Source organism: Amaricoccus sp., assembly GCF_017995835.1.
Lineage (GTDB): Bacteria > Pseudomonadota > Alphaproteobacteria > Rhodobacterales > Rhodobacteraceae > Amaricoccus.
In genome coordinates this window covers 1-26,164 of record NZ_JAGOID010000038.1, presented here as the reverse complement: position 1 = coordinate 26,164, position 26,164 = coordinate 1, and the positions used below count along the sequence as shown (strand labels likewise).

28 protein-coding genes and 2 tRNA genes are annotated in these 26,164 nt (G+C 71.4%); 11 read left to right on the top strand and 19 right to left on the bottom strand.

Annotated features, from left to right (window positions below; genetic code table 11):
* Positions 1-239: HAD-IA family hydrolase (locus tag KBA23_RS08120; protein ID WP_290739160.1), on the top strand; the 239-nt coding region annotated here is incomplete at its 5' end.
* Positions 240-246: 7 nt separating this feature from the next.
* Here the strand turns inward: KBA23_RS08120 and KBA23_RS08115 are convergent.
* Positions 247-939 carry a DUF1045 domain-containing protein gene (locus KBA23_RS08115; RefSeq protein ID WP_290739158.1) on the bottom strand — a complete coding sequence of 231 codons (693 nt, stop codon included), beginning with the start codon at positions 937-939 and terminating at the stop codon, positions 247-249.
* 28 nt (positions 940-967) lie between these two features.
* Between KBA23_RS08115 and KBA23_RS08110 the strand changes: the two genes are divergently transcribed.
* Positions 968-2,149: an alpha-D-ribose 1-methylphosphonate 5-triphosphate diphosphatase gene (locus KBA23_RS08110; RefSeq protein WP_290739157.1), complete on the top strand. Its 1,182-nt coding sequence runs from the start codon at positions 968-970 to the stop codon at positions 2,147-2,149.
* Between the two features lie 241 nt (positions 2,150-2,390).
* On the opposite strand, the gene KBA23_RS08105 is transcribed toward KBA23_RS08110, so the two are convergent.
* The 4 genes from KBA23_RS08105 to KBA23_RS08090 are packed head-to-tail and all read right to left on the bottom strand — an operon-like array spanning position 2,391 to position 6,092.
* Positions 2,391-2,978 (bottom strand): TIGR02281 family clan AA aspartic protease, encoded by a 588-nt coding sequence (locus tag KBA23_RS08105; RefSeq protein WP_290739154.1) that lies wholly within the window; start codon positions 2,976-2,978, stop codon positions 2,391-2,393.
* Positions 2,978-3,607: a MarC family protein gene (locus KBA23_RS08100; RefSeq protein WP_290739151.1), complete on the bottom strand. Its 630-nt coding sequence runs from the start codon at positions 3,605-3,607 to the stop codon at positions 2,978-2,980. The genes KBA23_RS08105 and KBA23_RS08100 overlap by 1 nt, the downstream gene beginning before the upstream one ends.
* Positions 3,604-4,227, bottom strand: coding sequence for a MarC family protein (locus KBA23_RS08095; RefSeq protein ID WP_290739148.1), 624 nt, complete (start codon positions 4,225-4,227; stop codon positions 3,604-3,606). Before KBA23_RS08095 ends, KBA23_RS08100 begins: the two co-directional genes overlap by 4 nt.
* Complete coding sequence (locus KBA23_RS08090) at positions 4,224-6,092, bottom strand: ABC-F family ATP-binding cassette domain-containing protein (RefSeq protein WP_290739145.1); 1,869 nt, start codon at positions 6,090-6,092, stop codon at positions 4,224-4,226. Before KBA23_RS08090 ends, KBA23_RS08095 begins: the two co-directional genes overlap by 4 nt.
* A gap of 162 nt (positions 6,093-6,254) precedes the next feature.
* On the opposite strand from KBA23_RS08090, the gene KBA23_RS08085 reads away from it, so the two are divergent.
* Together KBA23_RS08085 and ndk are read left to right on the top strand one after the other, a co-directional pair.
* On the top strand, positions 6,255-6,689 hold the full coding sequence (locus KBA23_RS08085; protein ID WP_290739142.1) for a hypothetical protein: 435 nt from the start codon (positions 6,255-6,257) through the stop codon (positions 6,687-6,689).
* Between the two features lie 87 nt (positions 6,690-6,776).
* Positions 6,777-7,199 carry a nucleoside-diphosphate kinase gene (gene ndk, locus KBA23_RS08080; protein WP_290739139.1) on the top strand — a complete coding sequence of 141 codons (423 nt, stop codon included), beginning with the start codon at positions 6,777-6,779 and terminating at the stop codon, positions 7,197-7,199.
* Here the strand turns inward: ndk and KBA23_RS08075 are convergent.
* Genes KBA23_RS08075 through purM form a run of 4 tightly spaced genes read right to left on the bottom strand, consistent with a single transcriptional unit; the run spans position 7,166 to position 9,340 of the window.
* Entirely contained in the window at positions 7,166-7,537 is a 372-nt protein-coding gene (locus KBA23_RS08075) for a TfoX/Sxy family DNA transformation protein (protein ID WP_290739136.1), read from the bottom strand. The two genes, ndk and KBA23_RS08075, sit on opposite strands and share 34 nt — an antisense overlap.
* Positions 7,534-7,704, bottom strand: a complete 171-nt coding sequence (locus KBA23_RS08070) for a hypothetical protein (RefSeq protein ID WP_290739133.1) — start codon at positions 7,702-7,704, stop codon at positions 7,534-7,536. The genes KBA23_RS08075 and KBA23_RS08070 overlap by 4 nt, the downstream gene beginning before the upstream one ends.
* A complete protein-coding gene (gene purN, locus KBA23_RS08065; RefSeq protein WP_290739130.1) occupies positions 7,701-8,300 on the bottom strand; it encodes a phosphoribosylglycinamide formyltransferase in 600 nt (199 codons plus the stop codon). Before purN ends, KBA23_RS08070 begins: the two co-directional genes overlap by 4 nt.
* Complete coding sequence (gene purM / locus KBA23_RS08060; protein WP_290739127.1) at positions 8,297-9,340, bottom strand: phosphoribosylformylglycinamidine cyclo-ligase; 1,044 nt, start codon at positions 9,338-9,340, stop codon at positions 8,297-8,299. Before purM ends, purN begins: the two co-directional genes overlap by 4 nt.
* Here purM and KBA23_RS16845 point away from each other — a divergent pair.
* Positions 9,339-10,043, top strand: coding sequence for an SET domain-containing protein (locus KBA23_RS16845; protein ID WP_366935303.1), 705 nt, complete (start codon positions 9,339-9,341; stop codon positions 10,041-10,043). The genes purM and KBA23_RS16845 overlap by 2 nt on opposite strands.
* Before the next feature lie 248 nt (positions 10,044-10,291).
* On the opposite strand, the gene KBA23_RS08050 is transcribed toward KBA23_RS16845, so the two are convergent.
* Both KBA23_RS08050 and KBA23_RS08045 read right to left on the bottom strand, forming a co-directional pair.
* Positions 10,292-10,690, bottom strand: coding sequence for a response regulator (locus KBA23_RS08050; RefSeq protein WP_290739119.1), 399 nt, complete (start codon positions 10,688-10,690; stop codon positions 10,292-10,294).
* Positions 10,680-12,371, bottom strand: coding sequence for an ATP-binding protein (locus KBA23_RS08045; protein ID WP_290739115.1), 1,692 nt, complete (start codon positions 12,369-12,371; stop codon positions 10,680-10,682). Before KBA23_RS08045 ends, KBA23_RS08050 begins: the two co-directional genes overlap by 11 nt.
* A gap of 162 nt (positions 12,372-12,533) precedes the next feature.
* Here KBA23_RS08045 and KBA23_RS08040 point away from each other — a divergent pair.
* A tRNA-Ile gene (locus KBA23_RS08040) sits at positions 12,534-12,609 on the top strand.
* Between the two features lie 89 nt (positions 12,610-12,698).
* A tRNA-Gly gene (locus tag KBA23_RS08035) sits at positions 12,699-12,772 on the top strand.
* On the opposite strand, the gene KBA23_RS08030 is transcribed toward KBA23_RS08035, so the two are convergent.
* A complete protein-coding gene (locus KBA23_RS08030; protein WP_290739112.1) occupies positions 12,761-13,753 on the bottom strand; it encodes an AraC family transcriptional regulator in 993 nt (330 codons plus the stop codon). The two genes, KBA23_RS08035 and KBA23_RS08030, sit on opposite strands and share 12 nt — an antisense overlap.
* A gap of 165 nt (positions 13,754-13,918) precedes the next feature.
* On the opposite strand from KBA23_RS08030, the gene KBA23_RS08025 reads away from it, so the two are divergent.
* Entirely contained in the window at positions 13,919-15,301 is a 1,383-nt protein-coding gene (locus KBA23_RS08025; RefSeq protein ID WP_290739109.1) for an FAD-binding oxidoreductase, read from the top strand.
* Between the two features lie 118 nt (positions 15,302-15,419).
* Here the strand turns inward: KBA23_RS08025 and topA are convergent, their stop codons facing one another.
* Entirely contained in the window at positions 15,420-18,062 is a 2,643-nt protein-coding gene (gene topA, locus KBA23_RS08020; RefSeq protein WP_290739106.1) for a type I DNA topoisomerase, read from the bottom strand.
* Between the two features lie 153 nt (positions 18,063-18,215).
* Here topA and KBA23_RS08015 point away from each other — a divergent pair, with 153 nt between their 5' ends.
* From KBA23_RS08015 to groL, 3 genes are all read left to right on the top strand, one after another.
* Entirely contained in the window at positions 18,216-18,920 is a 705-nt protein-coding gene (locus KBA23_RS08015) for a hypothetical protein (protein WP_290739103.1), read from the top strand.
* A 144-nt stretch (positions 18,921-19,064) separates the two neighbouring features.
* On the top strand, positions 19,065-19,379 hold the full coding sequence (gene groES, locus KBA23_RS08010; RefSeq protein WP_290739100.1) for a co-chaperone GroES: 315 nt from the start codon (positions 19,065-19,067) through the stop codon (positions 19,377-19,379).
* A gap of 38 nt (positions 19,380-19,417) precedes the next feature.
* Positions 19,418-21,067 (top strand): chaperonin GroEL, encoded by a 1,650-nt coding sequence (gene groL, locus KBA23_RS08005; RefSeq protein ID WP_290739097.1) that lies wholly within the window; start codon positions 19,418-19,420, stop codon positions 21,065-21,067.
* Positions 21,068-21,178: 111 nt separating this feature from the next.
* Here groL and KBA23_RS08000 read toward each other — a convergent pair whose 3' ends face one another.
* The 6 genes from KBA23_RS08000 to KBA23_RS07975 all read right to left on the bottom strand — a co-directional run.
* The gene (locus KBA23_RS08000; protein ID WP_290739094.1) at positions 21,179-21,628 is read right to left on the bottom strand and encodes a universal stress protein; all 450 of its coding nucleotides are present in this window, start codon (positions 21,626-21,628) and stop codon (positions 21,179-21,181) included.
* Between the two features lie 132 nt (positions 21,629-21,760).
* Positions 21,761-22,180 (bottom strand): DUF1810 domain-containing protein, encoded by a 420-nt coding sequence (locus tag KBA23_RS07995; protein WP_290739092.1) that lies wholly within the window; start codon positions 22,178-22,180, stop codon positions 21,761-21,763.
* Positions 22,181-22,215: 35 nt separating this feature from the next.
* Complete coding sequence (locus KBA23_RS07990) at positions 22,216-22,611, bottom strand: hypothetical protein (protein ID WP_290739089.1); 396 nt, start codon at positions 22,609-22,611, stop codon at positions 22,216-22,218.
* Positions 22,608-23,696, bottom strand: a complete 1,089-nt coding sequence (locus KBA23_RS07985; protein WP_290739086.1) for a flagellar biosynthesis protein FlhB — start codon at positions 23,694-23,696, stop codon at positions 22,608-22,610. The genes KBA23_RS07990 and KBA23_RS07985 overlap by 4 nt, the downstream gene beginning before the upstream one ends.
* Positions 23,693-24,472, bottom strand: coding sequence for a flagellar biosynthetic protein FliR (locus KBA23_RS07980; protein WP_290739083.1), 780 nt, complete (start codon positions 24,470-24,472; stop codon positions 23,693-23,695). The genes KBA23_RS07985 and KBA23_RS07980 overlap by 4 nt, the downstream gene beginning before the upstream one ends.
* On the bottom strand, positions 24,469-26,164 hold a 1,696-nt coding region (locus tag KBA23_RS07975), incomplete at its 5' end, for an FHIPEP family type III secretion protein (RefSeq protein WP_290739080.1). The genes KBA23_RS07975 and KBA23_RS07980, both read right to left, overlap by 4 nt.

The window sequence follows — 26,164 nt, the reverse complement described above, 5'->3', positions numbered from 1 at the left end:
GCTTTCTCCGCCGCTTCCGCGACGTGGTCGTTTCCGCGCACGAGCGGGTCACCAAACCCAATCCCGCGATCTACCGCCTGTTCCTCGACCGCAACGGGCTCGACCCGGCCGCCTGCGTCTTCATCGACGATTCCGAGGCGAACGTCGCCGGAGCCCGCGCCGTCGGCATGGACGCGATCCACTTCACCGAGGCGTCCGCCCTCGCCGAAGCCCTCCGCGCCCGGAGCCTGCTGCCCTGACGGCCGACTACCCCCGCAGCGGATGGCGGGCGAGGAGCCGGAACCGGCGATCGGAGGCCGCCTCGCCGAACAGGCACAGGTCCTCGACCGGCATCGGCGCCGCGAGCGCCGGCGCCGCCGCAGCCGCCAGCGCCGCGACCACGGCCGCACCGACCCCCGCCGGCAGCGGCCCGGTGAGCGACAGGTGAAAGCGGAAGTCGTCGAGCACGTAAGGATAGCCCCACGCGGCGAGCGACCGCCGCTGCCGCTCCGTCAGCCGGGCCGGGTCGCGCCGCGCCATCTCCGCCGGCGTCAGCGGCGCGCGAAAGGGGTCGAGTCGGCGCACGCACAGCCCGGCGAGCCGGTCGACCTCCGGGACCGGCCCGCGCGCGACGATCGCCGCCGCTCCGCCGAGGTCGGCCATCTGCACCGGAACGAGGAACGGCGCGAGCCCGGCCGCCAGTTCCGCCAGCGCGGCGTCGAGCGCGTCCGGCGTCGCGCCGGGGGCAAGGCGGAACGGGGCCTTCAGCGTGGCATGAAAGCCGTAGCGGGCGGGCATCGCGATCAGTTCCGACCGAGGCGCCGGCAGGCCCGGGATCTCGGGATCTTCGATCTCCGCGCCGCGCTCGGCGTCCCACCCGAGCCAGGCGGTCCCGAAACGGGCTATCGCGCTTTCCGCCCGGGGCGCGTAGTAGACCGCGAAACGTCGCCACTCGCCCATGTCCGCCCTCCCGACCGACGCGCCGCCCATGCCACGCCCCGACCCGCACGCGCAACCTGGCGAGACCATCCTCGCCAACGCCCGCCTCGTCCTCGACGACATTGTCGTTACGGGCCGTCTCGTCGTGCGCGACGGGCTGATCGTCGCGGTCGAGCCGGGCGAGACCGGCGTCGGGTCCGGGCACATCGACCTCGGCGGCGATCTTCTCGCCCCCGGCCTCGTCGAGCTTCACACCGACAACCTCGAACGGCACCTCCAGCCCCGCCCCGGCGTGCGCTGGCCGACCGAGCCCGCGATCCTCGCCCATGACGCCGAACTCGCCGGCTGCGGCGTGACCACCGTCTTCGACGCGCTGCGCGTCGGATCGCTGGTCGCCGGCGGCAAGTCCGGCTACGTCCGCTACGCCCGCCCGGTCGCGCTCGGCATCCTCGCGCTCGTCGAGGCCGGCGCGCTCCGGCTGCGCCACCGGTTGCACCTGCGCGCGGAGATCTGCTCCGAGACCCTCGTCGAGGAGCTCGACGAGTTCGGCCCCGAGGACCGGGTCGGCGTCCTGAGCCTGATGGATCATACGCCCGGCCAGCGCCAGTTCACCGACCTCAGCGCGCTGCGCGCCTACAGTTCCGGGCGGCTCGGCATGGACGAGGACGCCTTCCAGGCCCACCTCGCGCGGATGCGCGACCTTCAGGCGCGCAACGGCGTCCGGCACGAGGCGGCGGCGGTCGCCGCGGCCCGCCGGCTCGGGGCGGCGCTCGCCAGCCACGACGACACCACCGAGGCGCAGGTCGAGGTCTCGACCCGCCACGGCGCCCGCATCGCCGAGTTTCCCACCACCTTGGCGGCGGCCCGCGCCTCGCGGCGCGCCGGCATCGCGGTGATGGCGGGGGCGCCGAACCTGCTCCGGGGCGGCTCGCATTCCGGCAACGTCGCCGCCGCCGACCTTGCCGCGTCCGGCGACGTCGACATCCTCTCCTCCGACTACGCCCCCGCGAGCCTGCTCCTCGGGGCCGTGGCGCTCGGCCGGCTGACCGGCGATCTCGCCCGCGGCTTCGCCGCCGTGACCTCCGCTCCCGCTGCGGCGGCCGGCCTCTCCGATCGCGGCCGCCTCGCCGCCGGCCTCAAGGCCGACCTGATCCGCGTCCGCCTCGGCGCAGCGCCCGACGACCTGCCCCTCCTGCGCGGCGTCTGGGTGGGCGGCGACCGGGTGGCCTGATACCGGCGAATCTGCCAGGCCACCCGGCGCTATACGGGCTAACACGCGTGATAGATAGGGTAACTACCTGAATACACACGATAAAAGTGACCAGCGAGTCGTTTCATGAGCCCGCCGGTATGAGCGCCGGACAGCGCCGAAACCCTGTCGAATCCTGAAAAGGCGGCAAGCCGGATTCCCTGAAGGACAGCCGCACCCACATGCGGCTACGGCGCCCGGGCAAGGGTCCGAGAGTTCGGAATCAGTGCCGAAGGATCATCCGGTCCCCCTCGATCTCGATCCGGGCAAAGCGGTCGAGGAAGGCCATGCCGAGCAGCGAGGTATCGAGCGCCCCGGCGGTGACGCTCGCCGGCACGCCGGTGACGACGAAATCACCCAGCGTCACCCGCGAGATGCGGGCCCGGGCCGTGGCGACCGGCCCGTTCGCCGTCATCGCGCGGCCGGTATAGGCGAGCGCCGCGACGTCGACCCCCGCCCGCTCCGCGTCCGCCCGCGACAGGACCATGTCGGACGCCCCGGTGTCGACGATGAACCGCACCGGCGCCCCGTCGAGCTCCAGCGTCGCATGGAAGTGGCCATCGGCGCCCCGGCGCAGCTCGACGGCGCCGTCCGGCAAGGTGACCGCGCTCGACGGGAGAAGCCCGCCCCGCAGCGTGTCGCGAAAGCCGTAGGCGATGACCGCCATTGCGAAGATCAGGACCCACACCAGCAGATGCTGCAACGTGCGGCCGAGGCGCTGGCGCGAGCCGACCACGAAGAACGCGAGCAGACCGGCGAGCAGGAGCGCGAGGTAGAAGAGCCGGGCGAGGTCGTCGGGGTTGTCCGGCATCAGCCGCCGCTCCCGAAGCCGAAGGCGCGCAGTCCCTCGACGACGAACTGCACCGAGAGCGCGGCGAGCAGCATCCCGAACAGCCGCGTGACGACGTTGATCCCGGTGGGGCCGAGAACCCGCTCGATCAGCCCGCCGGCAAGGAACAGCACGTAGCAGATGCCGAGGACCGCGGTCATGGCGGCGTAGACGACGGCCTGCGCGGCGTAGTCGCCCGGGTGCTGGCCGATCAGCAGAACCATGGTGGCGAGCGCGCCGGGCCCGGCGATCAGCGGCGTCGCGAGCGGGAACACCGTCGGGTCGGGCAGCGCGTCGGCCTGGTGCGCGGTGTTCTCGCGGCGCGGCTGGCGACGCTCGAACAGCATGTCGACCGCGGTCAGGAACAGGAGCAGGCCTCCGGCGATGCGGAACGCCGCCATGTCGATGCCGACCGCGTCGAGAAGCCGCTCGCCGCCGAGGCCGAAGAGCGCAAGCAGGAAGAACCCGATGGCGAGCGCCCGCACGCCGATGGCGCGCCGCTGCCGGGTGGTCGCGCCGTGGGTCAGCGCGAGGAACAGTGGCGCGAGGCCGATCGGGTCGATGATGACGAAAAGCGTGACGAAGGCGGTGACGCCGAAATCGAGGCTCATGAAGCCCTCCGTCCGAGGAGACCGTAGGCGGCCAGTCCTTCATAGAGGAAACGCGCCGCGACGACGATCAGCACGAGCCCGAGCCCGCGGACGACGAGGCGCATCCCCCGCGGCCCGAGGCGGCGGGCGATCGCGTCCGCCCCGCGGAAGCTCGCCCAGGTGAGCGCGCCCACGACGGCGAGAATGCCGTAGAGCTGGACGACGGCCGCGGTCTGGCCGGCGTGACGGGAGACGAGCATCACCATTGCGCCGATCGCGCCCGGCCCGGCGACGAGCGGCACGGCGAGGGGAACCACGCTCGGGTCGCGGCGCGGACGCGGCGCGGCCCCGACCGCCTCGCCGGGGCCGAAGAGCATGGCCGTACCCATGGCGACCAGCGCCCCGCCGACGACAAGGTGAACGAGCGGCGCATCCGCCCCGAGCCCCTTCAGGGCGGCGTGGCCGAATTGCCCGCCCGCGGCGATGAGCGCGAACCCGAGAAGCACGGCGCGCGTGGCGATCCGGCGCGTCTCCGCGGGCGGCCGTCCCGCGGTCAGGGCGGCGAAGGCGGGCGCGAGCGCGATCGGGTTCACGATCGCCGCGAGCGAGAGGAAGGCGAGGAGCGCATCGCGGAAGCTCATGCGAAGCGGCCTTCGGCCGCCTCCAGACGCTCCAGCGCGGCGATCCACAACGCCTCGGCGCGGGCGAGGCCGCCCTCTACCTCCGCGCGCTTGCGGTTGAGCTGCTCGAGCTCGTCCGTGTCGCCCCGCTTGTAGAGCAGCGGGTTGGCGAGGCGGCCGTCGATGGCGGCGCGCATCTCCTCGAGCTTGCCGACCCGCGCCTCGCAGCGGGCGACCTCGGCCCGGAGCGGACCGATCGCGTCGCGCGCGCTCGGCCGTGGCCGGGCGGGCGGGCTCTGCTCGCGCGGGCGCGCCGGCGCGCCGCCGCGCTCGGAGAGCAGCAGCCGGCGATAGGCCTCCATGTCGTCCTCGAACGGCCGGACCGTGCCGCCCTTCACCAGCCAGAGCCGGTCGGCGACCAGCTCGACCAGATGGGCGTCGTGGCTGACGAGGATCACCGCGCCCTCGTAGGCGGTCAGCGCCTCGACCAGCGCCTCGCGGCTCTCGATGTCGAGGTGGTTGGTCGGCTCGTCGAGGATGACGAGATGCGGCGCGTCGATGGTGGCGATCAGGAGCGACAGCCGCGCCTTCTGCCCGCCGGAGAGGCGGCCGACCTCGTTGCCGGCGATGTCCGCGCCGATGCCGCCCGCGGCGAGGCGGGCGCGGATCTTCGCCGGCGCCTCCTCGGGGCGGAGGCGCTGGACGTGCTGGATCGGGGTCTCGTCGAGATCGAGCTCGTCGACCTGGTGCTGGGCGAAGTAGCCGACGCGCAGCTTCGACGAGGCGATCTTGCGCCCTGCGATCGGCTTCAGCCGGTCGGCGAGCAGCTTCGACAGCGTCGACTTGCCCTCGCCGTTCTGGCCGAGGAGCGCGATGCGGTCGTCCTGGTCGATCCTGAGATCCAGCCCGCGCAGCACCGGGCGGCCGTCATAGCCGACGGTGACGTCCTCGAGCCGGATGATCGGCGGCGACAGCTCCTCGGGCGAGGGGAAGTCGAAGGCGGCGACGCTGTCCTCGACCACCGCCGCGATCGGCTTCATCCGCTCCAGCGCCTTGAGCCGGCTCTGCGCCTGGCGCGCCTTCGAGGCCTTGGCGCGGAAGCGGTCGACGAAGGACTGCATGTGCGCGCGGGCGACGTCCTGCTTCTTCTTCTCCGCCGCCTGCTGCTCCAGACGGGCGCGGCGGGTGTCGTCGAAGGTGTCGTAGCCGCCCGTGTAGAGCGCGAGCTTGCGCTGGTGGAGGTGCAGGATCGCCCCGACCGAGCGGTTGAGCAGGTCGCGGTCGTGGCTGATGACCAGCACGGTGTGCGGGTAGCGGGCGAGGAAGGTCTCGAGCCAGATCGCGCCCTCGAGGTCGAGATAGTTGGTCGGTTCGTCGAGGAGGAGCACGTCCGGCCGCGAGAACAGCACGGCCGCGAGCGCGACGCGCATCCGCCAGCCGCCGGAGAAGTCGGCGCAGGCGCGGGCCTGGGCGGCCGTGTCGAAGCCGAGGCCGTCGAGGATCGAGGCGGCCCTGGCCTCGGCGGAATGCGCGTCGATATCGACGAGCCGGGTCTGGATCTCGGCGATGCGGGCGCCGTCGGTCGCCTCCTCCGCCTCGGCGAGGAGGGCGGCGCGCTCCGTGTCGGCTTCGAGCACGGTGTCGATCAGGCTGTCGCGCGTCGCCGGCGCCTCTTGGGCGACGCCGCCGATCCGGGCGCGGCGCGGAACCTCGATCTCGCCGCCGTCGAGCGGCAGCTCGCCGCGGATCAGCCGGAAGAGCGTGGTCTTGCCGGTGCCGTTGCGGCCGACGAACCCGACCTTGTGGCCGGTCGGGATCAGCGCCGAGGCGTCGTCGAGGAGCTTCCGCCCCTCGATGGAGAAGCTGAGATTCTTGAGCGCGAGCATTCGCGGCACATCGCAAGCGCGCCGGGCGCTGTCAACGACGCCGCAGGCCGGGCGTTCTTCCGGCTGACGGGCTCGGGACGATTGCCGCACCTGCCGACATGGGCGAGGCTGACGCGAGAGCTGGCGCGCGGTCGGGGCGCCCGTGGGATCGAGGAGGATGCGATGCGGTTCGGAGCGGTTCTGGGACTCCTGCTCCTGCTCGCCGGGGCGGCCGGCGCGCAGGGATGGCGCGAGCCGGCGCGGGGAACTCCCGAGCGGCGGGCGCTGATGGACGCGATCCGCCCGCTCGCCGCGTCTCTCTTCGGCCCGCCGGTCGAGTTCGTGGTGGAGCGGTTGCGCGTCTCGGGCGACCTCGCCTTTGCCTCGGTGACGGCGCAGCGTCCCGGCGGCGGACCGATCGACGTGTACCGCACGCCGGGCTGGGCCTCGGGCTACTTCCTGCCGGACGCCGACTGGACGGGCGGACAGGCGCTGCTCCGGCGCAGCGCCGGCGGCTGGATGCTGGCGGAGGGATACTTCGGCGCGACGGACGTCTGGTGGGCGGATCCCGCGCATTGCGCCGCCTTCCGGCCGGTGATCGCCGATGTCTGTCCCTGACGGGGTTTCCTGCCCGCGGCGCCCGTGCTAACGGGCTCGGCTGCGAGGGCGGGCATGGGCCGCGCCCGGTCCAGGGAGTTACATGGCATGGCCGTCCAGCGCACGTTCTCGATCATCAAGCCCGACGCGACGCGGCGGAACCTGACCGGCGCGATCAACGCGAAGCTGGAGGCGGCCGGGCTGCGCATCGTCGCGCAGAAGCGCATCCACCTCTCGCTGGCGCAGGCGCAGGCGTTCTACGCCGTCCACAAGGAGCGGCCCTTCTTCGGCGAGCTGACCGAGTTCATCTCGTCCGCCCCGATCGTCGCGCAGGTGCTCGAGGGCGAGGACGCCATCGCGCGGAACCGCGAGGTGATGGGCGCGACCAACCCGGCCGAGGCGGCCGACGGCACCATCCGCAAGGAGTTTGCGCTGTCGATCGGCGAGAACTCGGTGCACGGCTCGGATGGGCCGGACACGGCAGCGGTGGAGATCGCCTACTTCTTCTCGGGCCTCGAGATCGTCGGCTGACCGACGCCGAGCCGGTCGAGCGCCGCCTCCAGCCTCGCGCGCGCGTCCGGCTCCGGGTGTTCCGGGCGCGCCGCCCGGGCGCGGACCGCGTCGAAGCGGACGCGCATCGTCGCCTTCTCCTCGGGACCGAGCGACGTCCAGGGCCGGTCCTGGATGGCGAAGGCGATCGCCCAGAAGAACGCGAAATGCGGGCGGGATCCGGTGGCCGCCAGCACGCGGGCATAGGCCTCGTCGGCTCCCAGCGCGATCAGGTCCTCCGCAGTGCGGATGCCGGCCCGGGCGAAGGCCTTGTCCGCGGCCGGTCCGAGATTGCGCAGGGCCGAGGGCGGGGGGCTCATCCGGCCTCCGGCGAATGGCATGCCACGAAGGGCTCGTTGCCGTCGGGATCGCGAACGCAGGCGCCGTGACCGTGCGGCTGCGGTCCGCCGGCGTCGGTTCCGCCGACCGCCAGCGCGAGCGCGTGGGGGCGGTCGTCCTCGACGCCCGGATGGACGCGGCCGATCAAGGAAAGAGCGCGACCGGCGAGCAATCGCCGGCCGCAAACCGGCGCAGCACCGCCGGATAGAGCCGGTGCTCCATGGGCAGGACGCGGGCGGCGAGCGTCTCGGGGGTGTCTCCGGGCAGGATCGGCACGACCGCCTGGCCGAGGATAGGGCCGGCGTCGACCTCGGGGATCACCTCGTGGACCGTGCAGCCGTGGACCGCCATGCCGGCGGCGAGCGCGCGGGCATGGGTGTCGAGGCCGGGAAAGAGCGGCAGGAGCGAGGGGTGGATGTTGAGCATCCGCCCCTGCCAGCGCGCGACGAAGCCCGGGGTGAGCACGCGCATGAAGCCTGCGAGCGCGAGGATCTCGGCGCCTGCCGCCTCCAGTCGGGCCTGAAGCGCCGTCTCGAACGCCTCGCGGCCAGGATGGGCGCGGTGGTCGAGCGCGGCCACGGGGATGCCGAGGGCGGCGGCGTGGGCGAGGCCGGCAGCCTCGGGCCGGTTCGACGCCACGAGACAGGGGGCGGCCGGATGCGCCGGGTCCGCCATGTCTCGGGCGAGCGCCAGCATGTTGGAGCCGCCGCCCGAGATCAGGATGGCGACACGGGCCCGGCTCACGGCCGCCCGGCATAGGCGACGCCGGCGCCCGGGACGACCGCGCCGATCCGTCGCGCCGGCATGCCCTCCGCGCCGAGAATCTGCATGATCGCATCGGCGCGACCCGCCGCGACAACGGCGACGAGGCCGATGCCGCAGTTGAAGGCGCGCAGCATCTCGTCGTCGGCGACGCGCCCCGTGCGCTGAAGCCATTCGAACACTGCCGGGCGGTTCCAGGCGGAAAGGTCGATTTCCGCCCCGAGGCCGTCGGGCAGGACGCGGGGCAGGTTTCCGGTGAGCCCGCCGCCGGTGATGTGCGCGTAGGCATGGACGCCCCCGGCCCGGAGCGCCTCGAGCGCGGGACGGACGTAGATGCGGGTGGGCTCAAGCAGCGCCTCGCCGAGGGAACCGTCACCGAACGGGGCGGGGTCGTCCCACCCGAGGCCGGCATCGGCGACGATCCGGCGCACCAGACTGAAGCCGTTCGAGTGCACGCCGGACGACGGCACGCCGATGAGGACGTCACCTTCCACGACGTCGGCGGGCAGCCCGCCGCCGCGCTCCATGGCCCCGACCGCGAAGCCGGCGAGGTCGAAGTCGCCACGGGCGTAGAGGCCCGGCATCTCGGCGGTCTCGCCTCCGATCAGCGCCGCGCCCGCCATGACGCAACCCTCGGCGATCCCCGCCACGATCTCGGCGGCGGCGTCGACATCGAGCTTGCCGGTGGCGAAATAGTCCAGGAAGAACAAGGGTTCGGCACCCTGGCACACCAGGTCGTTGACGCACATCGCCACGAGGTCGATGCCCACGGTAGCATAGCGGCCGGTGTCGATCGCGAGCTTGAGCTTCGTTCCGACTCCGTCGGTGGCGGCGACCAGGATCGGGTCGGCGTAGCCTGCCGCGGCCGGATCGAACAGCGCCCCGAAGCCGCCGAGCCCCGAGACGACCCCGGGCCGCATCGTCCGCGCCACCGCCGGTCCTATCGCCGAGACGAGCGCGTCTCCCGCCTCTATGTCGACGCCCGCATCCGCGTAGCTCAGACCGTTCCGCTCGTCCGTCATGCCGCCGCCTCCGCTCGCGCCGCGCCCGTTTAGCGCAGACAAGCGCGGATTGAAACTCGCCCGAAATGCGATGCAAAGGGACCGCTTATGGCGAATATTTGATACTGGTTTACACGCCATGGTTGACTCGCGCGCAAACGCTTGTCACAAAATCCACTCGCGGTCGCGTACAGCGTCCGGACCCGACAGACTGAAACCCTTCCATCCGGAGGTTGAGTTGACCTGGCTTGCTGATGTTGAGTTTCGTACCAGCCCCGTTCACGGCACGGGCATCTTTGCGCGTCGGCCGATCAAGGCCGGAAACGTTATCTGGCGCTACGATGCAAGCATGCACGCTTGCGACCAGAAGACCATGACGGCGCTTTCCGCCCGCACGCTGGCCTTCGCGCTGCATGGCGGCTACCTGCACAAGCCTTCGGGCAAGTTCCTCTGGTACGAGGACGGCATGCAGTACATGAACCACGGCGAGGGCTGCGTCGCCAACGTGGGGCTCGCCTACTGGCCGAGCCTCCAGGAGGATCATACGATCGCTCTGCGCGACATCGAGGTCGGCGAGGAACTGCGCGAGGACTATGGTTTCTGGGCCGACGGCGGGCTCGCCCCGGACCACTGGCTCAATCCGCTCTACCAGCGGCACTGCCCGCACCACCTGAGCTTCCTCCAGAGCCTCACCGCGCCGTCATCCACCTCCGCCGCCGCCTGATCGGCCCCTGCCGGAGCGGGGACCCGCTCCGGCCTTCGCGCCTTGCGGGCGACGCCCGCGCGGGACCGCAAATCACACCGTTTCCTGAATCGGAGACGTAGCCGTGCTTCGATGCGGCTGCGCAGGCACGGGCAGCAGGCGGGCGCGAAACGTCCGAGAGCTCCGCGTCACACCGACCGAACCGCTCAAGCGGAGCCGGTGTCCATTCCTTCGGCAATCCCGGACCGATCGGGCAGCGCCGCCAGCGTTCAGGCGTCGGGCAGTGGCATGAGCCGCCGCACCGTCTCCAGCAGCTCCTCGATCATGATCGGCTTCGAGATGACGTCGGCGAAGCCCGCGGCGAGGCAGGCCTCGCGCACCCTTTCGGCCACGCTCGCCGTCACTGCCACGATCGGCGGCGCGTCCCCGCCCGCGAGAATCTCCGAGGCGGCGGAAAAACCGTCCAGCCGCGGCATCTGAAGATCCATCAGCACCAGCCGCGGCCGGTGCGTGCGCATCATCTCCACCCCTTCCCGACCGTCGGAGGCCACCAGGCTGGAATAGCCGTTCTTGCCGAGCATCGAGCGCAGGATGAGCGCGTTCGTCTGGTTGTCCTCGACGATGAGGATCGATCCGACGTGCGAGGCGAGGACCGAATCATGCAGCATCGCGGCTCTCTCCTGTCTCGCTTGTCTCGCTGGCGAGGGGGTATTCCGCGGCGAACACGAAGCTCGAACCGATTCCCTGGGCGCTGGACACCGTGATGTCGCCGTCCATCATCCGGGCCAGCCGCCGGCTGATGGCGAGGCCGAGGCCGGTGCCCTCCGTCGTGCGCGACAGCGAATTGTCGACGCGATAGAACCGCTCGAAGATCCGCGATTGCGCCTCGGGGGGAATCCCCGGCCCGGTGTCGGTCACGCGGATCTCGACCCGCACCCGCCCGTCCTCGGCCTGGCGCGCCTGCGCCTCCAGCCTGACGCGGCCACGGCTGGTGAACTTGACGGCATTGCCAAGCAGGTTCGTCGCGATCTGCCGCAACGCCCGTTCGTCGCCCTCGAGCACGAGGCCGGCAAGCGGGCGGGCGTCCACCTCGAAGCCGATGCCCTTGCGCTCCGCGGCGAGGCGCATCATCTCGCCGACGTCGCGCAGCGTCGCGGCGGGACGGAAGGCGTTGATCACGAGCTGGCGGGCGCCGCCCTCGATCTGCGAAAGCTCGAGCAGGTCCGTGATCAGGGAAAGCTGCGTCTGCGCCGAGGAGAACAGCACGTCGACGAGTTCGCGCTGCTCCTCGTCGAGGTCCGTCATCCGCAGCAGCTGCGCCGCCCCGAGGATTCCGTTCATCGGCGTGCGGATCTCGTGACTGACGTTGGAGAGAAACTCGCTCTTGCTCCGGTCGGCTGCGGTCGCATCCTTGAGCGCGCCCTCGAGCCGGCGCGCCCATCCGACGGCAAGCCAGGAGCTGACGACGCTGATCGCCACCACGATGTGAAAGGCAAGCGCCAGCGGCGCCGCGACGCTGCGCAGTATGCTCGCGCCCGGTTTCGGGGCAGCCCAGACGATCTGACCGAGCAGCTTGCCGTCGGGATCGTAGAGCGGGACGGCGGCCTGTCCCGGCCCCGGCTCCTGCTCCAGCGCGAGGTCGTTGATCAGCAGGCTGGACCCGATCTGCGCCAGCCGTTCCTGCGAAAGGCGAACGCCGTGGATCTGGATCGGCGCATTCTTTAGGTCGATGACCTGGTCGACGGGGCGGATTCGCGACACCGCGAAGATCCACGGCTCGCCGTCGAGCCGCTCCATCAACGTGCGCGCGGCCGTGCTCGAGATGTCCGGCTGGCTTTTCAGGAGCCCGACGAGCGCGCCGAGGATCTCGGGCGGCAGCAAGTCCGTCTCGCCCCACGACGTCGAGTCGCTGACCCAGCCATACTGGTTCGAGCCGTCGGGGCCGGCCACGACCAGCATGTCGACGGAGCCGATCTCGGCGGCGGCGGTGCCGATGTTGCTGTAGAGCCATTCCCGGTCGCCCGAGATCACGGCGTCATAGGCCTCGTCCCAGATCGAGTAGTCCTTGACCAGCGTGAAGGCCCGGGTGCGCAGTTCGGCCACGCTCCGCTCCACCATGCGCACGGACGCGGCCTCGGCGAGCTTGTTGTGCTCGGCCGAGATCCAGAGCGTCGTCGACAGCACCACGCCGATCAGGAGCACGACGCCGCAGGCATGAAGTGCGACGAGCCGATGGGAGAGGCGCAGCGCGCCGCGGCCCGCATCGCGGGGGTCGATGTCCGGCTGGTCCGTGGAGCACGCGGTCGAAATGTCGAGACCCCTCCCGGGGCGGCTGATGCGCAGGTCCACAGGGACCCTTGGAACAGTAGACTCCAGCGCGGCAAATGTCGAGAGAAAACGCCACCGGGGGTTGAGTTAGCTGGAACACCAGCGCCCGCAGCGTGTGCGAATCATGGCCTTCGCAGGCCTGTGCTTGACCCGAAACGGGCCGAAGGCTAGCTCGGGGCGCGCGGGCCCGTAGCTCAACGGTCAGAGCAGAGCGCTCATAACGCTTTGGTTGCAGGTTCGAATCCTGCCGGGCCTACCACGCTGTCGGCACGAACGACAGGCCCGCCGCTGTCGATACGACCGACGCGCTTGACGGCCCCGGCGCGTTTGGCATAGCCACGGCGAAGCGCGGGTATGGTGAAATGGTATCACACGAGCCTTCCAAGCTCTTGGCGCGGGTTCGATTCCCGCTACCCGCTCCATTCCGTCGACCGAAGCGCCGCGCGACGGGAGCGCCGCCATGAGCCGGGCGGGACTCCGACCCGCTTCTTGAAGGCGCGGGCGAAGGCCGCCTCGGAATCGTAGCCTACCGCGGCCGCGGCCTGGGCGATGCTGAGGCCCTGCGACTCGATCCTGTTCGCGGCGAGCTGCAGCCGCCAGTTCGCGAGGTACTGCATCGGCGGCGCTCCGATCAGGGTGGAGAACCGTTCGGCGAAGGTCGAGCGCGACAGGCCGACCTTCTCGGCGAGGAGATCGATCGTCCAGCGCGCCGCCGGATCCTCGTGCATCAGCGCCAGCGCCCGACCGACATGGCGGTCGCGCAGGCCGGCGAACCAACCCGTAGCGTCTGCTGGCAGGGCCGCAATGTGCTGGCGTATCGCCTCGATGAACACGAGCTCTCCCAGCCTGCCGAGGAAGCTCTCCATCCCCGGGCGCGGCCGCTCGCTCTCGCGCAGCGCGGCCCGGGCGGCGTCGACGATGAGTTCCGCTCCGGGGTCGTCGGCCGTCACGTGCATCAGCCGCGGCAGCGTCGTGAGCACCGGGTTGAACGGCCGATCGTAGCCGAGGAAGCCGCAGGCGTAGCGCGTCGGCTCGCCCGCCCCTCCGAAGTCGTTGAAGACGTAGGGCAGCGCCCGGTCCGGCGGCCGGCGGTAGAGGCCCATCGCCGGCTCGGCGCGCATCCCCGGGTCGCTCGCCATCACGTGCCGCTCCCCGCTCGGCACCACCACGGCCTCGCCGGGCCCAAGCCGGACGCGGCCGGTCGGATCGTCGGTCAGCGCGGCCCAGCAATGACCCTCGAGCACGATATGGAAGAAGATCACCTGGTCGAAGGCCGGCATCACCCGGCCGCCGACCAGCTCGGCCGCGGGGCTCTCGGCGACCCAGGGGGCACGGGCGCGGATGTCGAAATAGACCGCCCCGGTAAGCCGGACGGCGCTGAGCAGGTCCGACAACACGTCCATGGCGCGACTATCCTCCCCTCCGGACGAACGGGCAAGGACTCCGGACGAACGGACAGGAATGCCGGACGGACGAGCCGCTATTCGGGCGGCCCGGCAATCGCCCCGCGGGCGGCGGAGGCGTAGCCTTGGTCGCACGGTTCTCGGACATTAGACGGAGGCAATCCGATGCTCGATCAGGATCTCGCGGCGTCCCTCGGGACGGCGCTCCGGGGCGACGTGCTGACTGCGGACGACGCCGGTTACGACGCGGCGCGGGCGCTCTACAACGGCATGATCGACCTCAACCCGCGGATCATCGCGCGCTGCGCAGACGTCGCCGACGTGATCGCGGCGGTGAACTTCGGACGCGAACACGAGATCGCGATCGCGATCCGCGGCGGCGGCCACAACGGCGCCGGTTTTGGCAGCGTCGAGGGCGGGCTGGTGATCGACCTGGGCAGGATGCGTGACGTCCGGGTCGATCCGGCGGCGCGCACGATTCGCGCCGCCGCCGGTTGCACCTGGGGCGATGTCGACCATGCGGCGCACGCTTTCGGCCTCGCCGTGCCCTCGGGCATCTTCTCTACGACCGGCGTGGGCGGGCTCACCCTCGGCGGCGGCCATGGCTACCTGTCGCGAAAGCACGGGCTGACGATCGACAGCCTCGTCGAGGTCGATGTCGTGCTCGCCGACGGGCGCTTCGTCACGGCAAACGCCGACAGCCATCCGGAGCTCTTCTGGGCGCTGCGCGGCGGCGGCGGCAATTTCGGCGTGGCCACGAGCTTCCTGTTCCGCGGGCATCCCGCAACCCGAGTCTTCGGCGGTCCCGTCGCCTACGGCCTCGCCGAGGCGCGCAAGATCATGAGGCGCTATCGAGGCTGGCTGCCGCGCGCGCCTGAGGATCTTTGCGTCTTCCTCGGGTTGAAGTCCGTGCCCTCGATCGACCCCTTCCCCCGCGAGCGGTGGGGCCAGCGGATGTGCCTCCTGATGACTTGCTTCGACGGCCCCGAGGCGGAGGGGCGCAGGGCGATGGCCGGCCTCTTCGAGGGCCTGCCGGAGCCGTGGTTCGACTGGCGGGGCGAGATGCCCTATCCCGCGATCCAGAGCATGTTCGATCCCGTGCTCCCGAGCGGGCTGCAATGGTACTGGCGCGCCGACTTCGTCCGCGACCTCCCCGACGCCGCGATCGAGGCGCATCTCGCGGAGATCGCCCGCGCGCCGAGCGAACTCTCGGTGATGCACCTCTACCCGATCGACGGCGCGGTGCGGCGCAAGGCGCGCGACGCCACCGCCTGGGCCTGTCGCGACGCCACCTGGTCGATGGTGATCGCCGGAATAGACCCCGACCCGGCGAAGGCGCCCGAACTCAAGGCCTGGGCGCACGCCTACTGGGAGGCGGTCCACCCGTTCAATCCGGGCGGGGCCTATCCGAACTTCATGATGGACGACGAGGCCTCCGAGCGCCTGCGCGAGACCTTCGGTCCGAACCTCCTGCGCCTCGCGGAAGCCAAGCGGCGCTACGATCCCGAGAACCTCTTCCGGCGCAATCCGAACATCCGCCCCGCCTGAGCCCTTGCGAAGCGGTGAAAGGTCACCGCGAATCCGCTCCCAAGGCCACGACGGAGGAGTAGCGCCGGACCGTGCAGCCTCGTCGTGCGCCCCGGCGCCGGCCGCCTTCGGGTCGGCGCTACTCGGCCGCAGCCTTCGGCGCGGCGCCCCTGGCCGGCTTCGCCTTTGCACCGGCGGATTTGCCTTTCGACCTGGTCCCCTTTCCGGCGGGCTTTGCCTTGGCTTTCGCCTTGCCCTTGGCTGGCGCCTTCGCGGCGATGAGCTCGAGCGCCTGCTCGAGCGTCGCCGCCTCGGGGGCGGTTTCCTTCGGCAGGGTGGCGTTGACCTTCTCCCACTTCACGTAAGGACCGTAGCGCCCGGCATAGAGCGCCACGTCGCCCCCGTCGGGATGCTGGCCGAGCACCCGGAGCGGCGCGACCGCGGCGCCCCGGGCGCGGCCGGGGCCGCGGGCGGCGCGCTGGGCGAGCAACTCGACCGCCCGGTTCATGCCGATCGTGAACACCTCCTCGGGGTCCTTCAGGTTGGCGTAGACCTTGCCGTGCTTCACGAACGGCCCGAAGCGGCCGATCCCCGCCTCGATCGGCTCGCCGTCCTCGGGATGCGCCCCGATCAGCCGCGGCAGCGACAGGAGTTCGAGCGCGCGCTCGAGGCCGAGCGCCGCCGGATCGACGCCCTTCGGCAGCGAGGCGCGCCGCGGCTTGCCGTCCTCGGTCGCCTCTCCGAGCTGGACGTAGTAGCCATAGGGCCCCTTGCGCAGCGTGACCGGCTGCGGCGCGGCGCCGTCCTCGATCAGCGCGCCGCCGATCACGCCCTCGCCGAGCACCTTGCCGTCGAGCGCCGCTGTCTCGGCGTCGGTCTCGCCGGCGAGCGGGCGGGTGTAGCGGCATTCGGGATAGTTCGAGCAGCCGATGAACGCGGAGCCGCTGCGCGACGTCCGGAGCGACAGCCGCCCCGAGCCGCAGACCTTGCAGCGCCGCGGTTCGGGATCCTCCGCCGTGACCGGGAAGAGGTGCGGCTCCAGAACCTCGTTGATCTTCTCCAGCACCTCGGTGATGCGCAGGCCCTCGGTCTCGCCCAGCGCCGCGGAGAAGTCCTTCCAGAACCGCCCGAGCAACACCTTCCAGTTCTCGTCCCCGGTGGTGACCCGGTCGAGATCCTCCTCGAGATCGGCGGTGAAGTCGTAGTCGAGGTAGCGTCGGAAATAGTTGACGAGGAACGCCGTCACCAGCCGTCCCTTGTCCTCGGGAAAGAGCCGGTTGCCCTCCTTGCGCACGTAGGCGCGCTCCTGGATCGTCGAGACGATCGAGGCGTAGGTCGAAGGCCGACCGATGCCGAGTTCCTCCATGCGCTTGACCAGCGTCGCCTCGGTATAGCGCGGCGGCGGCTGGGTGAAGTGCTGCTCCGGCGTGACGCTCCGCTTCTCCGCGCGCTCGCCCTGCATGATCTGCGGCAGGCGGCGGTCGTCCTCGTCCTCGCCGTCGATCTCGACGTCGTCGCGACCCTCGAAATACACCTTGAGGAACCCGTCGAAGGTCACGACCTGGCCCGTCGCGCGCAGCCCCACCTGGCGGTCGGCGCTCTCGACGTCGACCGTCGTCCGCTCGAACCGCGCCGCCTCCATCTGGCTGGCGATCGAGCGTTTCCAGATCAGTTCGTAGAGCCTGCGCTGGTCGGGCTCGAGCGCGCCCATCTTCGCCGGATCCGCCGCCATGTCGGTCGGCCGGATGCACTCGTGCGCCTCCTGGGCGTTCTTGGCCTTGTTCTTGTACATCCGCGGGCTAGACGGCACGTACTCGGCCCCGAACCGCGCCTTGATGACGTCGCGCGCCGCCATGACCGCCTCGGGGGCCATGTCGATGCCGTCGGTGCGCATGTAGGTGATGTGCCCGGCCTCGTAGAGGCGCTGCGCCGCGTTCATGGTCTGGCGCGCGCCGAAGCCGAACTTGCGGCTCGCCTCCTGTTGCAGGGTCGAGGTCATGAACGGCGCCGAGGGATTGCGGCTCGCGGGCTTGGCCTCGACCGCCGACACCGTCAGCTCGCGCGACTGCACCGCGGCGACGGCCATCTCGGCCGCGGCGGCGCTGTCGAGGTCGAACTTGTCGAGCTTGCGCCCGGCGAGCGACACCAGCCGGCCGAGGTATTCCTGCCCCCGGGGCGTGACCAGCACGGCCGAGACCGTCCAGTACTCGCGCGCCCGGAACGCCTCGATCTCCATCTCGCGCTCGACGATCAGCCTGAGCGAGACCGACTGCACCCGGCCGGCGGACTTGGCCCCCGGCAGCTTGCGCCACAGGACCGGCGAGAGACGGAAGCCGACGAGATAGTCGAGCGCCCGCCGGGCGAGGTAGGCGTCGACCAGCGGCTGGTCGATGGCCCTCGGGGACTCCATCGCCTTGGTGACGGCCGCCCTGGTGATGGCGTTGAACACCACCCGCTCGACGGCGGTGCCCTTCTTCAGCGCCTTGCGCCGCGTCAGCGCCTCCAGCAAGTGCCAGGAGATCGCCTCGCCCTCGCGGTCCGGGTCGGTGGCGAGGATCAGCTTGTCGTCGTCCTTCAGCGCCTCGGCGATGGCCCGGACGTGCTTCTGGCTCTCCGGCGCGATCTCCCACTGCATCTCGAAGTCATGGTCGGGATCGACCGAGCCGTCCTTCGCCGGCAGGTCGCGCACATGCCCGTAGGACGCGAGCACCGTATAGTCGGTTCCGAGATACTTGTTGATTGTCTTCGCCTTGGCGGGCGATTCAACGACGACGACGGCCATGGCGCGCTCCTCCGCCGCGGGCGGACCCGGGTCGCCGGGCTATGTGTGCCGGTCCGCCGTGGATGTCAATCGACGCCGCCGGGCGAGAAACCGGCTGGTCCGTCGCGCCCGGATGTGCGACGCAGCCGTTCGACTTCTATCGGGAGGCGAACGATGATCAGGGTCGTGATCGCAGCTGCCACGCTGGCGTTGACCGCGGACCTCGCACTGGCGCAAACCGCGACGCCGCATACGGCGGCAACGCCGGAAACAACCGCGACGCCGCAAGCTGCTGCGACACCCGCCAAACCGGCGCCCGCGCCGGCGCGGCTCACGCCCGCCGACGCGATCCCGGCGCTGGCCCCGGCCGCGGCGCCGGCGGGCGAGCCGCTCTTCGCTGCGATCGCGGCCGGCGGCGCGAGCTGGACGCTCGGCGAAAGCACGCTCGCCGACGTCGCCCGCGCCTTCGGCGGCAAGCCCGACGAGGGCGGGCCGGAGGGCGCGCCGGCAGCCTGGCTCTGCTTCGCCGGCACGGCCGCCGGCCGGCCGTCGATCTTCTGGTTCGTCTCCGACGGCGACGCGGAGGCGCAGCCGCTCACCCGCATCGCCGTCGAACCGCAGGACGATCGCGGCGCGGGAACCTGCATGCCCGCGCCGCCGGCCCTCGACGGCATCGACGCCGGGATCCCCGGCCCCGGCGCCCGCCTCGCGGACCTGCGCGGCGCCCTCGGCGACGCGACCCCGGGACCGCGCGGTCACGTTCACTATTCCGTCAGCATCGCGACCCCGAACGGCGGCGCGGCCGCCCAGACGGCGATCTACAGCGCCGCCGCCGGCAAGGTCGCCGGCCTGTCGCTCGGCCAGATCGCGACCGACTGATCCCCTTCGGGAGCAAGCGGATCCCTTGACAGACAGGGGTGCGCTCAATACCTAGCGCGCACGTTGGCACTCATCGGCGGCGAGTGCTAACGGCGCACTTTGCCGCCGACAGGTTGGAAAAGCTAAACCCCAGGAGGGAACTCCATGAATTTCACCCCGCTGCATGATCGCGTGCTGGTCCGTCGCATCGAAGGCGAGGAGAAGACCAAGGGCGGCCTGATCATCCCGGACACGGCGAAGGAGAAGCCGTCCGAGGGCGAGGTCGTCGCGGTCGGCGAAGGCGCCCGCAAGGATTCGGGCGAGCTGATCCCGATGTCGGTGAAGGCCGGCGATCGCATCCTTTTCGGCAAGTGGTCCGGGACCGAGGTCAAGCTCGACGGCGAGGACTACCTGATCATGAAGGAAAGCGACATCCTCGGGATCATCACCACCGCCTCGGCCAAGGCCAAGGCCGCCTGAGCCCCTTCTCCCACACGTAATTCCAGGAGCTACAGCCGATGGCTGCCAAGCAGGTCAAGTTCAACACCGACGCCCGCAACCGGATGCTCAAGGGCGTCGACATTCTCGCCGACGCCGTGAAGGTGACGCTGGGCCCGAAGGGCCGCAACGTCGTCATCGACAAGTCCTTCGGGGCGCCGCGGATCACCAAGGACGGCGTCACCGTCGCCAAGGAGATCGAGCTCGAGGACAAGTTCGAGAACATGGGCGCGCAGATGGTCCGCGAAGTGGCCCAGCGCACCAATGACGAGGCGGGCGACGGCACCACCACCGCCACCGTCCTCGCCCAGGCGATCGTCCGCGAGGGCATGAAGTCCGTCGCCGCCGGCATGAACCCGATGGATCTGAAGCGCGGCATCGAGAAGGCCGTCGCGATCGTCGTCGAGGACATCAAGGCCCAGGCCAAGACCGTCTCGGGTTCCGAGGAAGTCGCCCAGGTCGGCACCATCTCCGCCAACGGCGAGACCGAGATCGGCCGCCAGATCGCCGACGCGATGCAGAAGGTCGGCAACGAGGGCGTGATCACCGTCGAGGAGAACAAGGGCTTCGAGACCGAGACCGAGGTCGTCGAGGGCATGCAGTTCGACCGCGGCTACCTCAGCCCCTACTTCATCACCAACGCCGACAAGATGGTGGCCGAGCTCGAGGACGCCGTCATCCTGCTGCACGAGAAGAAGCTCTCCTCGCTTCAGCCGATGGTTCCGCTGCTCGAATCCGTGATCCAGAGCCAGAAGCCGCTCCTGATCATCGCCGAGGACGTCGACGGCGAGGCGCTCGCGACCCTCGTGGTCAACAAGCTGCGCGGCGGCCTGAAGGTCGCGGCCGTCAAGGCGCCGGGCTTCGGCGACCGCCGCAAGGCCATGCTCCAGGACATCGCGATCCTGACCGGCGGCCAGGTGATCTCCGAGGATCTCGGCATGAAGCTCGAGAACGTCGGCCTCGACATGCTGGGCAAGGCCCGCAAGGTCTCGATCACCAAGGACGAGACCACGATCGTCGACGGCGCCGGCGAGAAGGCCGAGATCGAGGCCCGCATCGGCCAGATCAAGGCGCAGATCGAGGAGACCACCTCGGACTACGACAAGGAGAAGCTCCAGGAGCGTCTGGCGAAGCTCGCGGGCGGCGTCGCGGTGATCCGCGTCGGCGGCGCCTCCGAGGTCGAGGTGAAGGAGCGCAAGGACCGCGTCGACGACGCGCTGAACGCCACCCGCGCCGCGGTGCAGGAGGGCGTGGTCGCCGGCGGCGGCGTGGCGCTCGTCCGGGCCGCGAAGAAGCTCGACGGCGTGACCGGCGAGAACCCGGACCAGACCGCGGGCGTCGCGATCGTGCGCAAGGCGCTTCAGTCGCCGCTGCGCCAGATCGCCGAGAACGCCGGCGTCGACGGCTCGGTCGTGGTCGGCAAGATCATCGAGTCGACGGACGCGAGCTTCGGCTTCAACGCCCAGACCGAGGAGTACGGCGATCTCTTCAAGTTCGGCGTGATCGACCCGGCCAAGGTCGTTCGCACCGCGCTGCAGGACGCCGCGTCGGTCGCCGGCCTGCTCATCACCACCGAGGCCATGATCGCCGAGAAGCCGGAGCCCAAGGGCGCGGCCGGCGGCATGCCGGGCGGCATGGGCGGCATGGGCGGCATGGACGGGATGATGTGATCCCGGCCAACCAGGCCTGACTTCGGGAACGGGGGGCGAAAGCCCCCCGTTTTCGTCTGCGCCTCCGGCCGAGGCGTCGGGGCGCGCGGCCGGCGCCGGCCGCCTCGCGGCTCAGCGCACCACGAGAACCGCAATCTCCGCAGCTTCCACCACCCGCAGGGCCTGACTGCCGAGCAGGATGCCCTCGAACCCGTCGCGGCCGTGCGAGGTCACGATGATGAGGTCGCTGCCGCGGGTCCGCGCCGTGTCGAGGATCGCCCGGGCCGGGGCGTTGTTGGCCACATGGATCGTCTCGCAGGCGACGCCGGCCGCGCTCGCCGCCTCCGCCGCGCGCGCGAGGATCGCCTCGGCGGTCTGCCGGCAGTCGGCGTCGTAGCGTTCGGTGGTCGTCGGGTCGCGGAAGAAGCCGAGCCGGCTGCCGACGTCAAACGCCGGGAGCCGCTCCGTCACCGTCAGGACCGCGACCTTCGCGCCCGCCTCCCGCGCCATCTCGAACCCCACCGCCATGCCCTTGCCGGACAGTTCGGAGCCGTCGGTGGCGATCAGGATATTCTTGTACATGTCTTTCTCCAACCGTTCATGTTGTCGCGGCGCGCCGGCCGATGGACCCGCGCCCAATGGACCGTCTTTCCTCGTCCGCCGCCAGCGTCCGACGCAGTCTGGAGCCCGCCGCGGGCCGAACGGGAAGTAGTCCTACATCAGACCGAGGATCTCCAGCGTCGCCGGGTCCGGGCCGTCGCAGAAGGCGGCCAGCGCCGCCGCGAAGCGCGGGTCGCCGGGGTCCGCTTCGGCGAACAGCGTCAGGCAGGACCGGAACTTCACCGCGTCGATCCCACCGAGGATCTCGGTAGCGTCCTCGCCCGCATCGCCGAGCATCAGATCGACCGCCCGCCGCAGGCGCGGGCCGAGCACGGGATGCGCGAGATAGGCCCGCGCCTCCCGCAACCCGTCGAGCGCATAGAACCGCGCCGTCTCCGACCGGCCGAGCCCGGCGACCTGCGGAAACACGAACCACATCCAGTGCGTGACCTTGCGCCCGGCGGCGAGCTCCGCCTCGACCTGCGGCCAGACCCGGTCCTGGGCCGCCACGAACGCATCCAGCCCCTGCCGCATCCCCTCGCCCTTTCCGTCAGACCACGGCGTCCATCCTACGCCCTGCGCGGCGGCGCGTCGCGTTCCTCCCTGGCCTCGGCGGCCCGGCGCGCCGCGCGGCGCGCGTCGTCGGCGAGGCTCTCCAGCGCCCGGCGCTTGCCGACGCCCTCGGCGGCCGCGGCCCGGGCGGCGGCCAGCCGCGGGGCGAGGCGCGCGCGCTCCGCCCGGACCGCAGTCGCCCGCGCCTCCGCCCAGACGAGGCGCCGGCCGATGCTCGCAAGGTCCTCTGCCGCCACGCCCCCGGCCATGTCGCGCGCATAGGTCGCGGCGAGATCGGCCAGTTCCGCCGCCAGCCGGCGGTCCTCGGTCGCCGCCGCCTCCAGCTCCGCCAGCGCCCGCGCCTCGCGCGTCTCGGCCAGCGCCAGCAGCGCGGCGAGCCGGGCCGGCGTCACGCCTCGCCCCGCGCCACGGCGGCCCTGCGCATCCGATCGGCGAAGCGGATGGCCGCGGCGACCGCGCGGTAATGCTCCGGCGCGATCTCGCGACCGACCTTCACCGTCGCGTGCAGCGCCCGGGCGGTCGGCGGATCGGAATGGACCGGTATCCTCGCGATCGCCGCCACCTCGCGAATGCGCAGCGCCACCTCGTCCTCGCCCTTGGCGACGCAGACCGGGGCCGAGCCCTTGGCCCGCGACCATTTCAGCGCGACCGCGTAGTGCGTCGGGTTCACGATGATCACGTCGGCCGTCGGCACGTCGAGCATCATCCGGTTGGTGGCGATCGCCTCGGCCCGCGCCCGCCGCTGCGCCTTCACGTGCGGGTCGCCCTCGGACCGCTTCACCTCCTCCCTGATCTCGTCGAACGACATCCTGAGCTTGCGTGCGTGGTCGAACCGCTGCCAGACCAGATCGACGCCGGCGATCGCCACGGCGATCAGGCTCGCCGCCGTCAGCACGTCGACCAGCTCCGCCGCGAGCAGCGCCCCCAGCACCCGGGGGTCGGCCGTCGCCGCGCCGATCATGGCGTCGACGTCGTCGCGCAGCATGGCGACGAGGACGGCGGCGATGGCGAGGAGCTTGACGACGGCCTTGCCGAACTCGACGAGCCCGCTCGGCCCGAACTTCTGCTTGGCGTTCGCGAGCGGCGACAGCTTCGACAGCTTCGGCTCGAGCTTCGAGGTCGAGACGACGATGGCCCGCTGCGCGAACAGGCTGACCAGCACCGCGGCGAGCGGCGCGAGGAAGAACGGCGCCAGCGCCCGCGCCACATCGCTCACGATGGCCGCCGACAGGCCCGCGCCCCCGGGGCCGAGGATCAGCCCGACGAGCCGGTCCGGCTGGTCGAGAAAGATCATCAGCACCGCGGCGGCCTCCTGCACGCTCCAGGCCCCGAGCGCCAGCACGGCGGCGAGAAGCCCGAGATAGGCCGCCGCGGCGTTGGCGTCGGCCGAGCGCGGGATGTCGCCCCTGCGCCGCGCCTCGGCCAGCCGTTCCGGGGTCGGGTCATGGGACTTCTCGCCCGAATCCTCTGCGCTCATCGCGGCGTCGCCAGCGGCGCGGCCAGCGTGGCGTCGAGCTCGCCCCGCCAGTGGGTGAGGATCAGCGGGCTCGCGAGCAGCAGCAGCAGGATCGCCCCCGCGGTGATCGCCGGCGCGCCAATGAACGACACCATCAGTTGCGGCATCGCCTTGTTGATCGCCCCGAGCGCCAGGTTGTAGGCGAAGGCCGCGATCACGAAGGGCGCCGCCAGCGTGAAGCCGAGCGCGAAGGCCGAGGCGACCCGCGCCGCGCCCCAGGCGAGCACGTCCGCCGCGGGCAGCGCCGCCCCGATCGGCAGCACGTCATAGGACCCGGCGATCGCCAGCGTCGCCTTCACGTGCAGGTCGGCGACGACGGCCAGCGTGATCCCGGCCAGCGCCAGCAGGTTGCCGACCGCGGGCATCGGATCGGGCGTCGCGCCCGCCCCGAAGATCTGCGCCAGCGCCGTCGACTGCGACGCGATCGAGCCCGCGAGTTGCAACGCGAGCACCAGAAGCCGCACCGCGATCCCGAGAAGCAGCCCCGCGCCCGCCTCGATCAGCATCAGCAGGAAGAACGGCCGCGCCGGATCGACCGCCGCCGCCTCGGGCGCCACCATCGGCGCCACCACCATGGTCAGCGCGATAGCCGCGGCGAGCCTGACCCGCGCCGGGATCATCTGCTCGCCGAAGCCCGGCAACAGGGCCGCCACCGCGCCGACCCGGACGAAGACCAGCACGACGACGGCAAGCCCCGCCTCGGTCAGGTCGAGCACACCGGCGAGCCCCTCGATCACGCCAGCCCCAGCACCGCGGGCCGCGACCGCGTGCCGATCTCCTCGAAGGACAGCACCGGATTGCGGATGCCCTTGGCGCTCAGCACCGTGTGCACGAAGCGCCGTCGCCGGGTCGAGGTCAGCACCGCCGGATACCGCCCCTGCGCCCCGGCCGCGGCGATCTTCTCGGCCACCGCCGCGGCGAGCCGGTTGAACTCCGCCGGCGGCAGCGCGACGTCGACCACGCCCGAGCCCTCCGGCAGCTGGTGCTTCTGGAACAGCTCCTCCCAGGCCGGCCCGAGCTGGATCAGCGGCAGCGCCCCGTCGGCCTCCTGCAACCCGGCGACGAGCTGGAACCCCAGCCGGTGGCGCACGTGCTCGCAGATCGCCTCCGGCCCGACGCTCGGCGCATAGACCTCGGCGATCGCCTCGAAGATCAGCGGCAGGTTGCGGATCGACACCCGCTCGTCGAGCAGCAACCGCAGCACCGCCTGCAACGTGTCGATCGGGAACTTGTCCGGGACGAACTCCTCGTAGATGCGCTTGTTCGCCTCGGCCCGCTTCGGGTCCGAGGGCGAGACGAACTCGTCGAGCAGCCGCCGCAGGCAGCGCCGGTTGAAGAGCCGCCCGAAGTTGCCCTTGACCACCTCGAGAAGATGCGTCGCCACCACCTCGACCGGCGTCACCACCGCGAGGCCCATGAGCGCCGCCTCCTCCTGCAACGCGGGCGCCACCCAGCGGGCCGGCGCGCCATAGACCGGCTCGGCGACGTCGCGACCCTCCGGCGCGCTCGCGCCGTCCTCGGGCAGGAGCACCAGCACCCGGTCGGTCTCGATCTGCGCCCGCGCCGCCTCCACGCCTTGCAGGCGGATCGCGTAGGTTCCGCTCGGCAGCGACGCGTTGTCGGTCAACCGGATGTCCGGCAGGATCAGCCCGAACTCGCCGGCGATGTGGTTGCGCATGTTGGCGATGCGCGCGTCGAGCCCCGTGGCGGCGTCCATCACCACCGGCACCAGCCCCGGCGAGAACTCCATGTGGATCTCGTCGATGTCGAGCACGTCGCCGAGCGACTTCCTCGCGCTCGGCCCCGCCGGCCCGGCCATGGCGTCCTTTGCAGGCTGGGCGGCGGCCGCGACGCGCTTGACCTCCTCGCCCTTCGCGACCCAGGCCGCCCCCCCGAGCGCCGCCGCGCCGATCATGAACGGCACGAACGGCAGGCCGGGGATGAAGGCGAAAAGACCCATCAGCAGCGCCACCGTGGCGAGCGCCGTCGGATAGCCGCCGAGCTGCGAGACCAGCGCCCGGTCGGTCGAACCGACCAGCCCGCCCTTCGACAGCAGCATCGCGGCGGCGATCGAGATGATGACCGCCGGGATCTGCGTCACCAGACCGTCGCCGACGGCGAGGATCGAATAGGTGCGGAACGCCTCGCCCACCGGCATCCCGTGCACGAGGACGCCCATCGCCAGCCCGGCGACGAGGTTGATGACCGTGATCAGCAGCCCCGCCACCGCGTCGCCCTTGACGAACTTCGAGGCGCCGTCGAGCGAGCCGAAGAAGGTCGTCTCCTCCTGCTCGATCCGCCGTCGCTCGCGCGCCTGCTCGTGGCTGATGGCGCCGGCGGCCATGTCGGCATCGATGGCGAGCTGCTTGCCCGGCATCCCGTCGAGCGCGAACCGGGCGCCGACCTCGGCCATGCGGCCCGCGCCCTTG

What these genes read in the sequence shown, in the direction of transcription:
- KBA23_RS08115 (WP_290739158.1), bottom strand. Translation starts at nt 939, where the DNA reads ATGGGCGAGTGGCGACGTTTCGCGGTCTACTACGCGCCCCGGGCGGAA.
- KBA23_RS08110 (WP_290739157.1), top strand. Translation starts at nt 968, where the DNA reads ATGCCACGCCCCGACCCGCACGCGCAACCTGGCGAGACCATCCTCGCC.
- KBA23_RS08105 (WP_290739154.1), bottom strand. Translation starts at nt 2,978, where the DNA reads ATGCCGGACAACCCCGACGACCTCGCCCGGCTCTTCTACCTCGCGCTC.
- KBA23_RS08100 (WP_290739151.1), bottom strand. Translation starts at nt 3,607, where the DNA reads ATGAGCCTCGATTTCGGCGTCACCGCCTTCGTCACGCTTTTCGTCATC.
- KBA23_RS08095 (WP_290739148.1), bottom strand. Translation starts at nt 4,227, where the DNA reads ATGAGCTTCCGCGATGCGCTCCTCGCCTTCCTCTCGCTCGCGGCGATC.
- KBA23_RS08090 (WP_290739145.1), bottom strand. Translation starts at nt 6,092, where the DNA reads ATGCTCGCGCTCAAGAATCTCAGCTTCTCCATCGAGGGGCGGAAGCTC.
- KBA23_RS08085 (WP_290739142.1), top strand. Translation starts at nt 6,255, where the DNA reads ATGCGGTTCGGAGCGGTTCTGGGACTCCTGCTCCTGCTCGCCGGGGCG.
- ndk (WP_290739139.1), top strand. Translation starts at nt 6,777, where the DNA reads ATGGCCGTCCAGCGCACGTTCTCGATCATCAAGCCCGACGCGACGCGG.
- KBA23_RS08075 (WP_290739136.1), bottom strand. Translation starts at nt 7,537, where the DNA reads ATGAGCCCCCCGCCCTCGGCCCTGCGCAATCTCGGACCGGCCGCGGAC.
- KBA23_RS16845 (WP_366935303.1), top strand. Translation starts at nt 9,339, where the DNA reads ATGCCGCCGCCTCCGCTCGCGCCGCGCCCGTTTAGCGCAGACAAGCGC.
- purM (WP_290739127.1), bottom strand. Translation starts at nt 9,340, where the DNA reads ATGACGGACGAGCGGAACGGTCTGAGCTACGCGGATGCGGGCGTCGAC.
- KBA23_RS08050 (WP_290739119.1), bottom strand. Translation starts at nt 10,690, where the DNA reads ATGCTGCATGATTCGGTCCTCGCCTCGCACGTCGGATCGATCCTCATC.
- KBA23_RS08030 (WP_290739112.1), bottom strand. Translation starts at nt 13,753, where the DNA reads ATGGACGTGTTGTCGGACCTGCTCAGCGCCGTCCGGCTTACCGGGGCG.
- KBA23_RS08025 (WP_290739109.1), top strand. Translation starts at nt 13,919, where the DNA reads ATGCTCGATCAGGATCTCGCGGCGTCCCTCGGGACGGCGCTCCGGGGC.
- topA (WP_290739106.1), bottom strand. Translation starts at nt 18,062, where the DNA reads ATGGCCGTCGTCGTCGTTGAATCGCCCGCCAAGGCGAAGACAATCAAC.
- KBA23_RS08015 (WP_290739103.1), top strand. Translation starts at nt 18,216, where the DNA reads ATGATCAGGGTCGTGATCGCAGCTGCCACGCTGGCGTTGACCGCGGAC.
- groES (WP_290739100.1), top strand. Translation starts at nt 19,065, where the DNA reads ATGAATTTCACCCCGCTGCATGATCGCGTGCTGGTCCGTCGCATCGAA.
- groL (WP_290739097.1), top strand. Translation starts at nt 19,418, where the DNA reads ATGGCTGCCAAGCAGGTCAAGTTCAACACCGACGCCCGCAACCGGATG.
- KBA23_RS08000 (WP_290739094.1), bottom strand. Translation starts at nt 21,628, where the DNA reads ATGTACAAGAATATCCTGATCGCCACCGACGGCTCCGAACTGTCCGGC.
- KBA23_RS07995 (WP_290739092.1), bottom strand. Translation starts at nt 22,180, where the DNA reads ATGCGGCAGGGGCTGGATGCGTTCGTGGCGGCCCAGGACCGGGTCTGG.
- KBA23_RS07985 (WP_290739086.1), bottom strand. Translation starts at nt 23,696, where the DNA reads ATGAGCGCAGAGGATTCGGGCGAGAAGTCCCATGACCCGACCCCGGAA.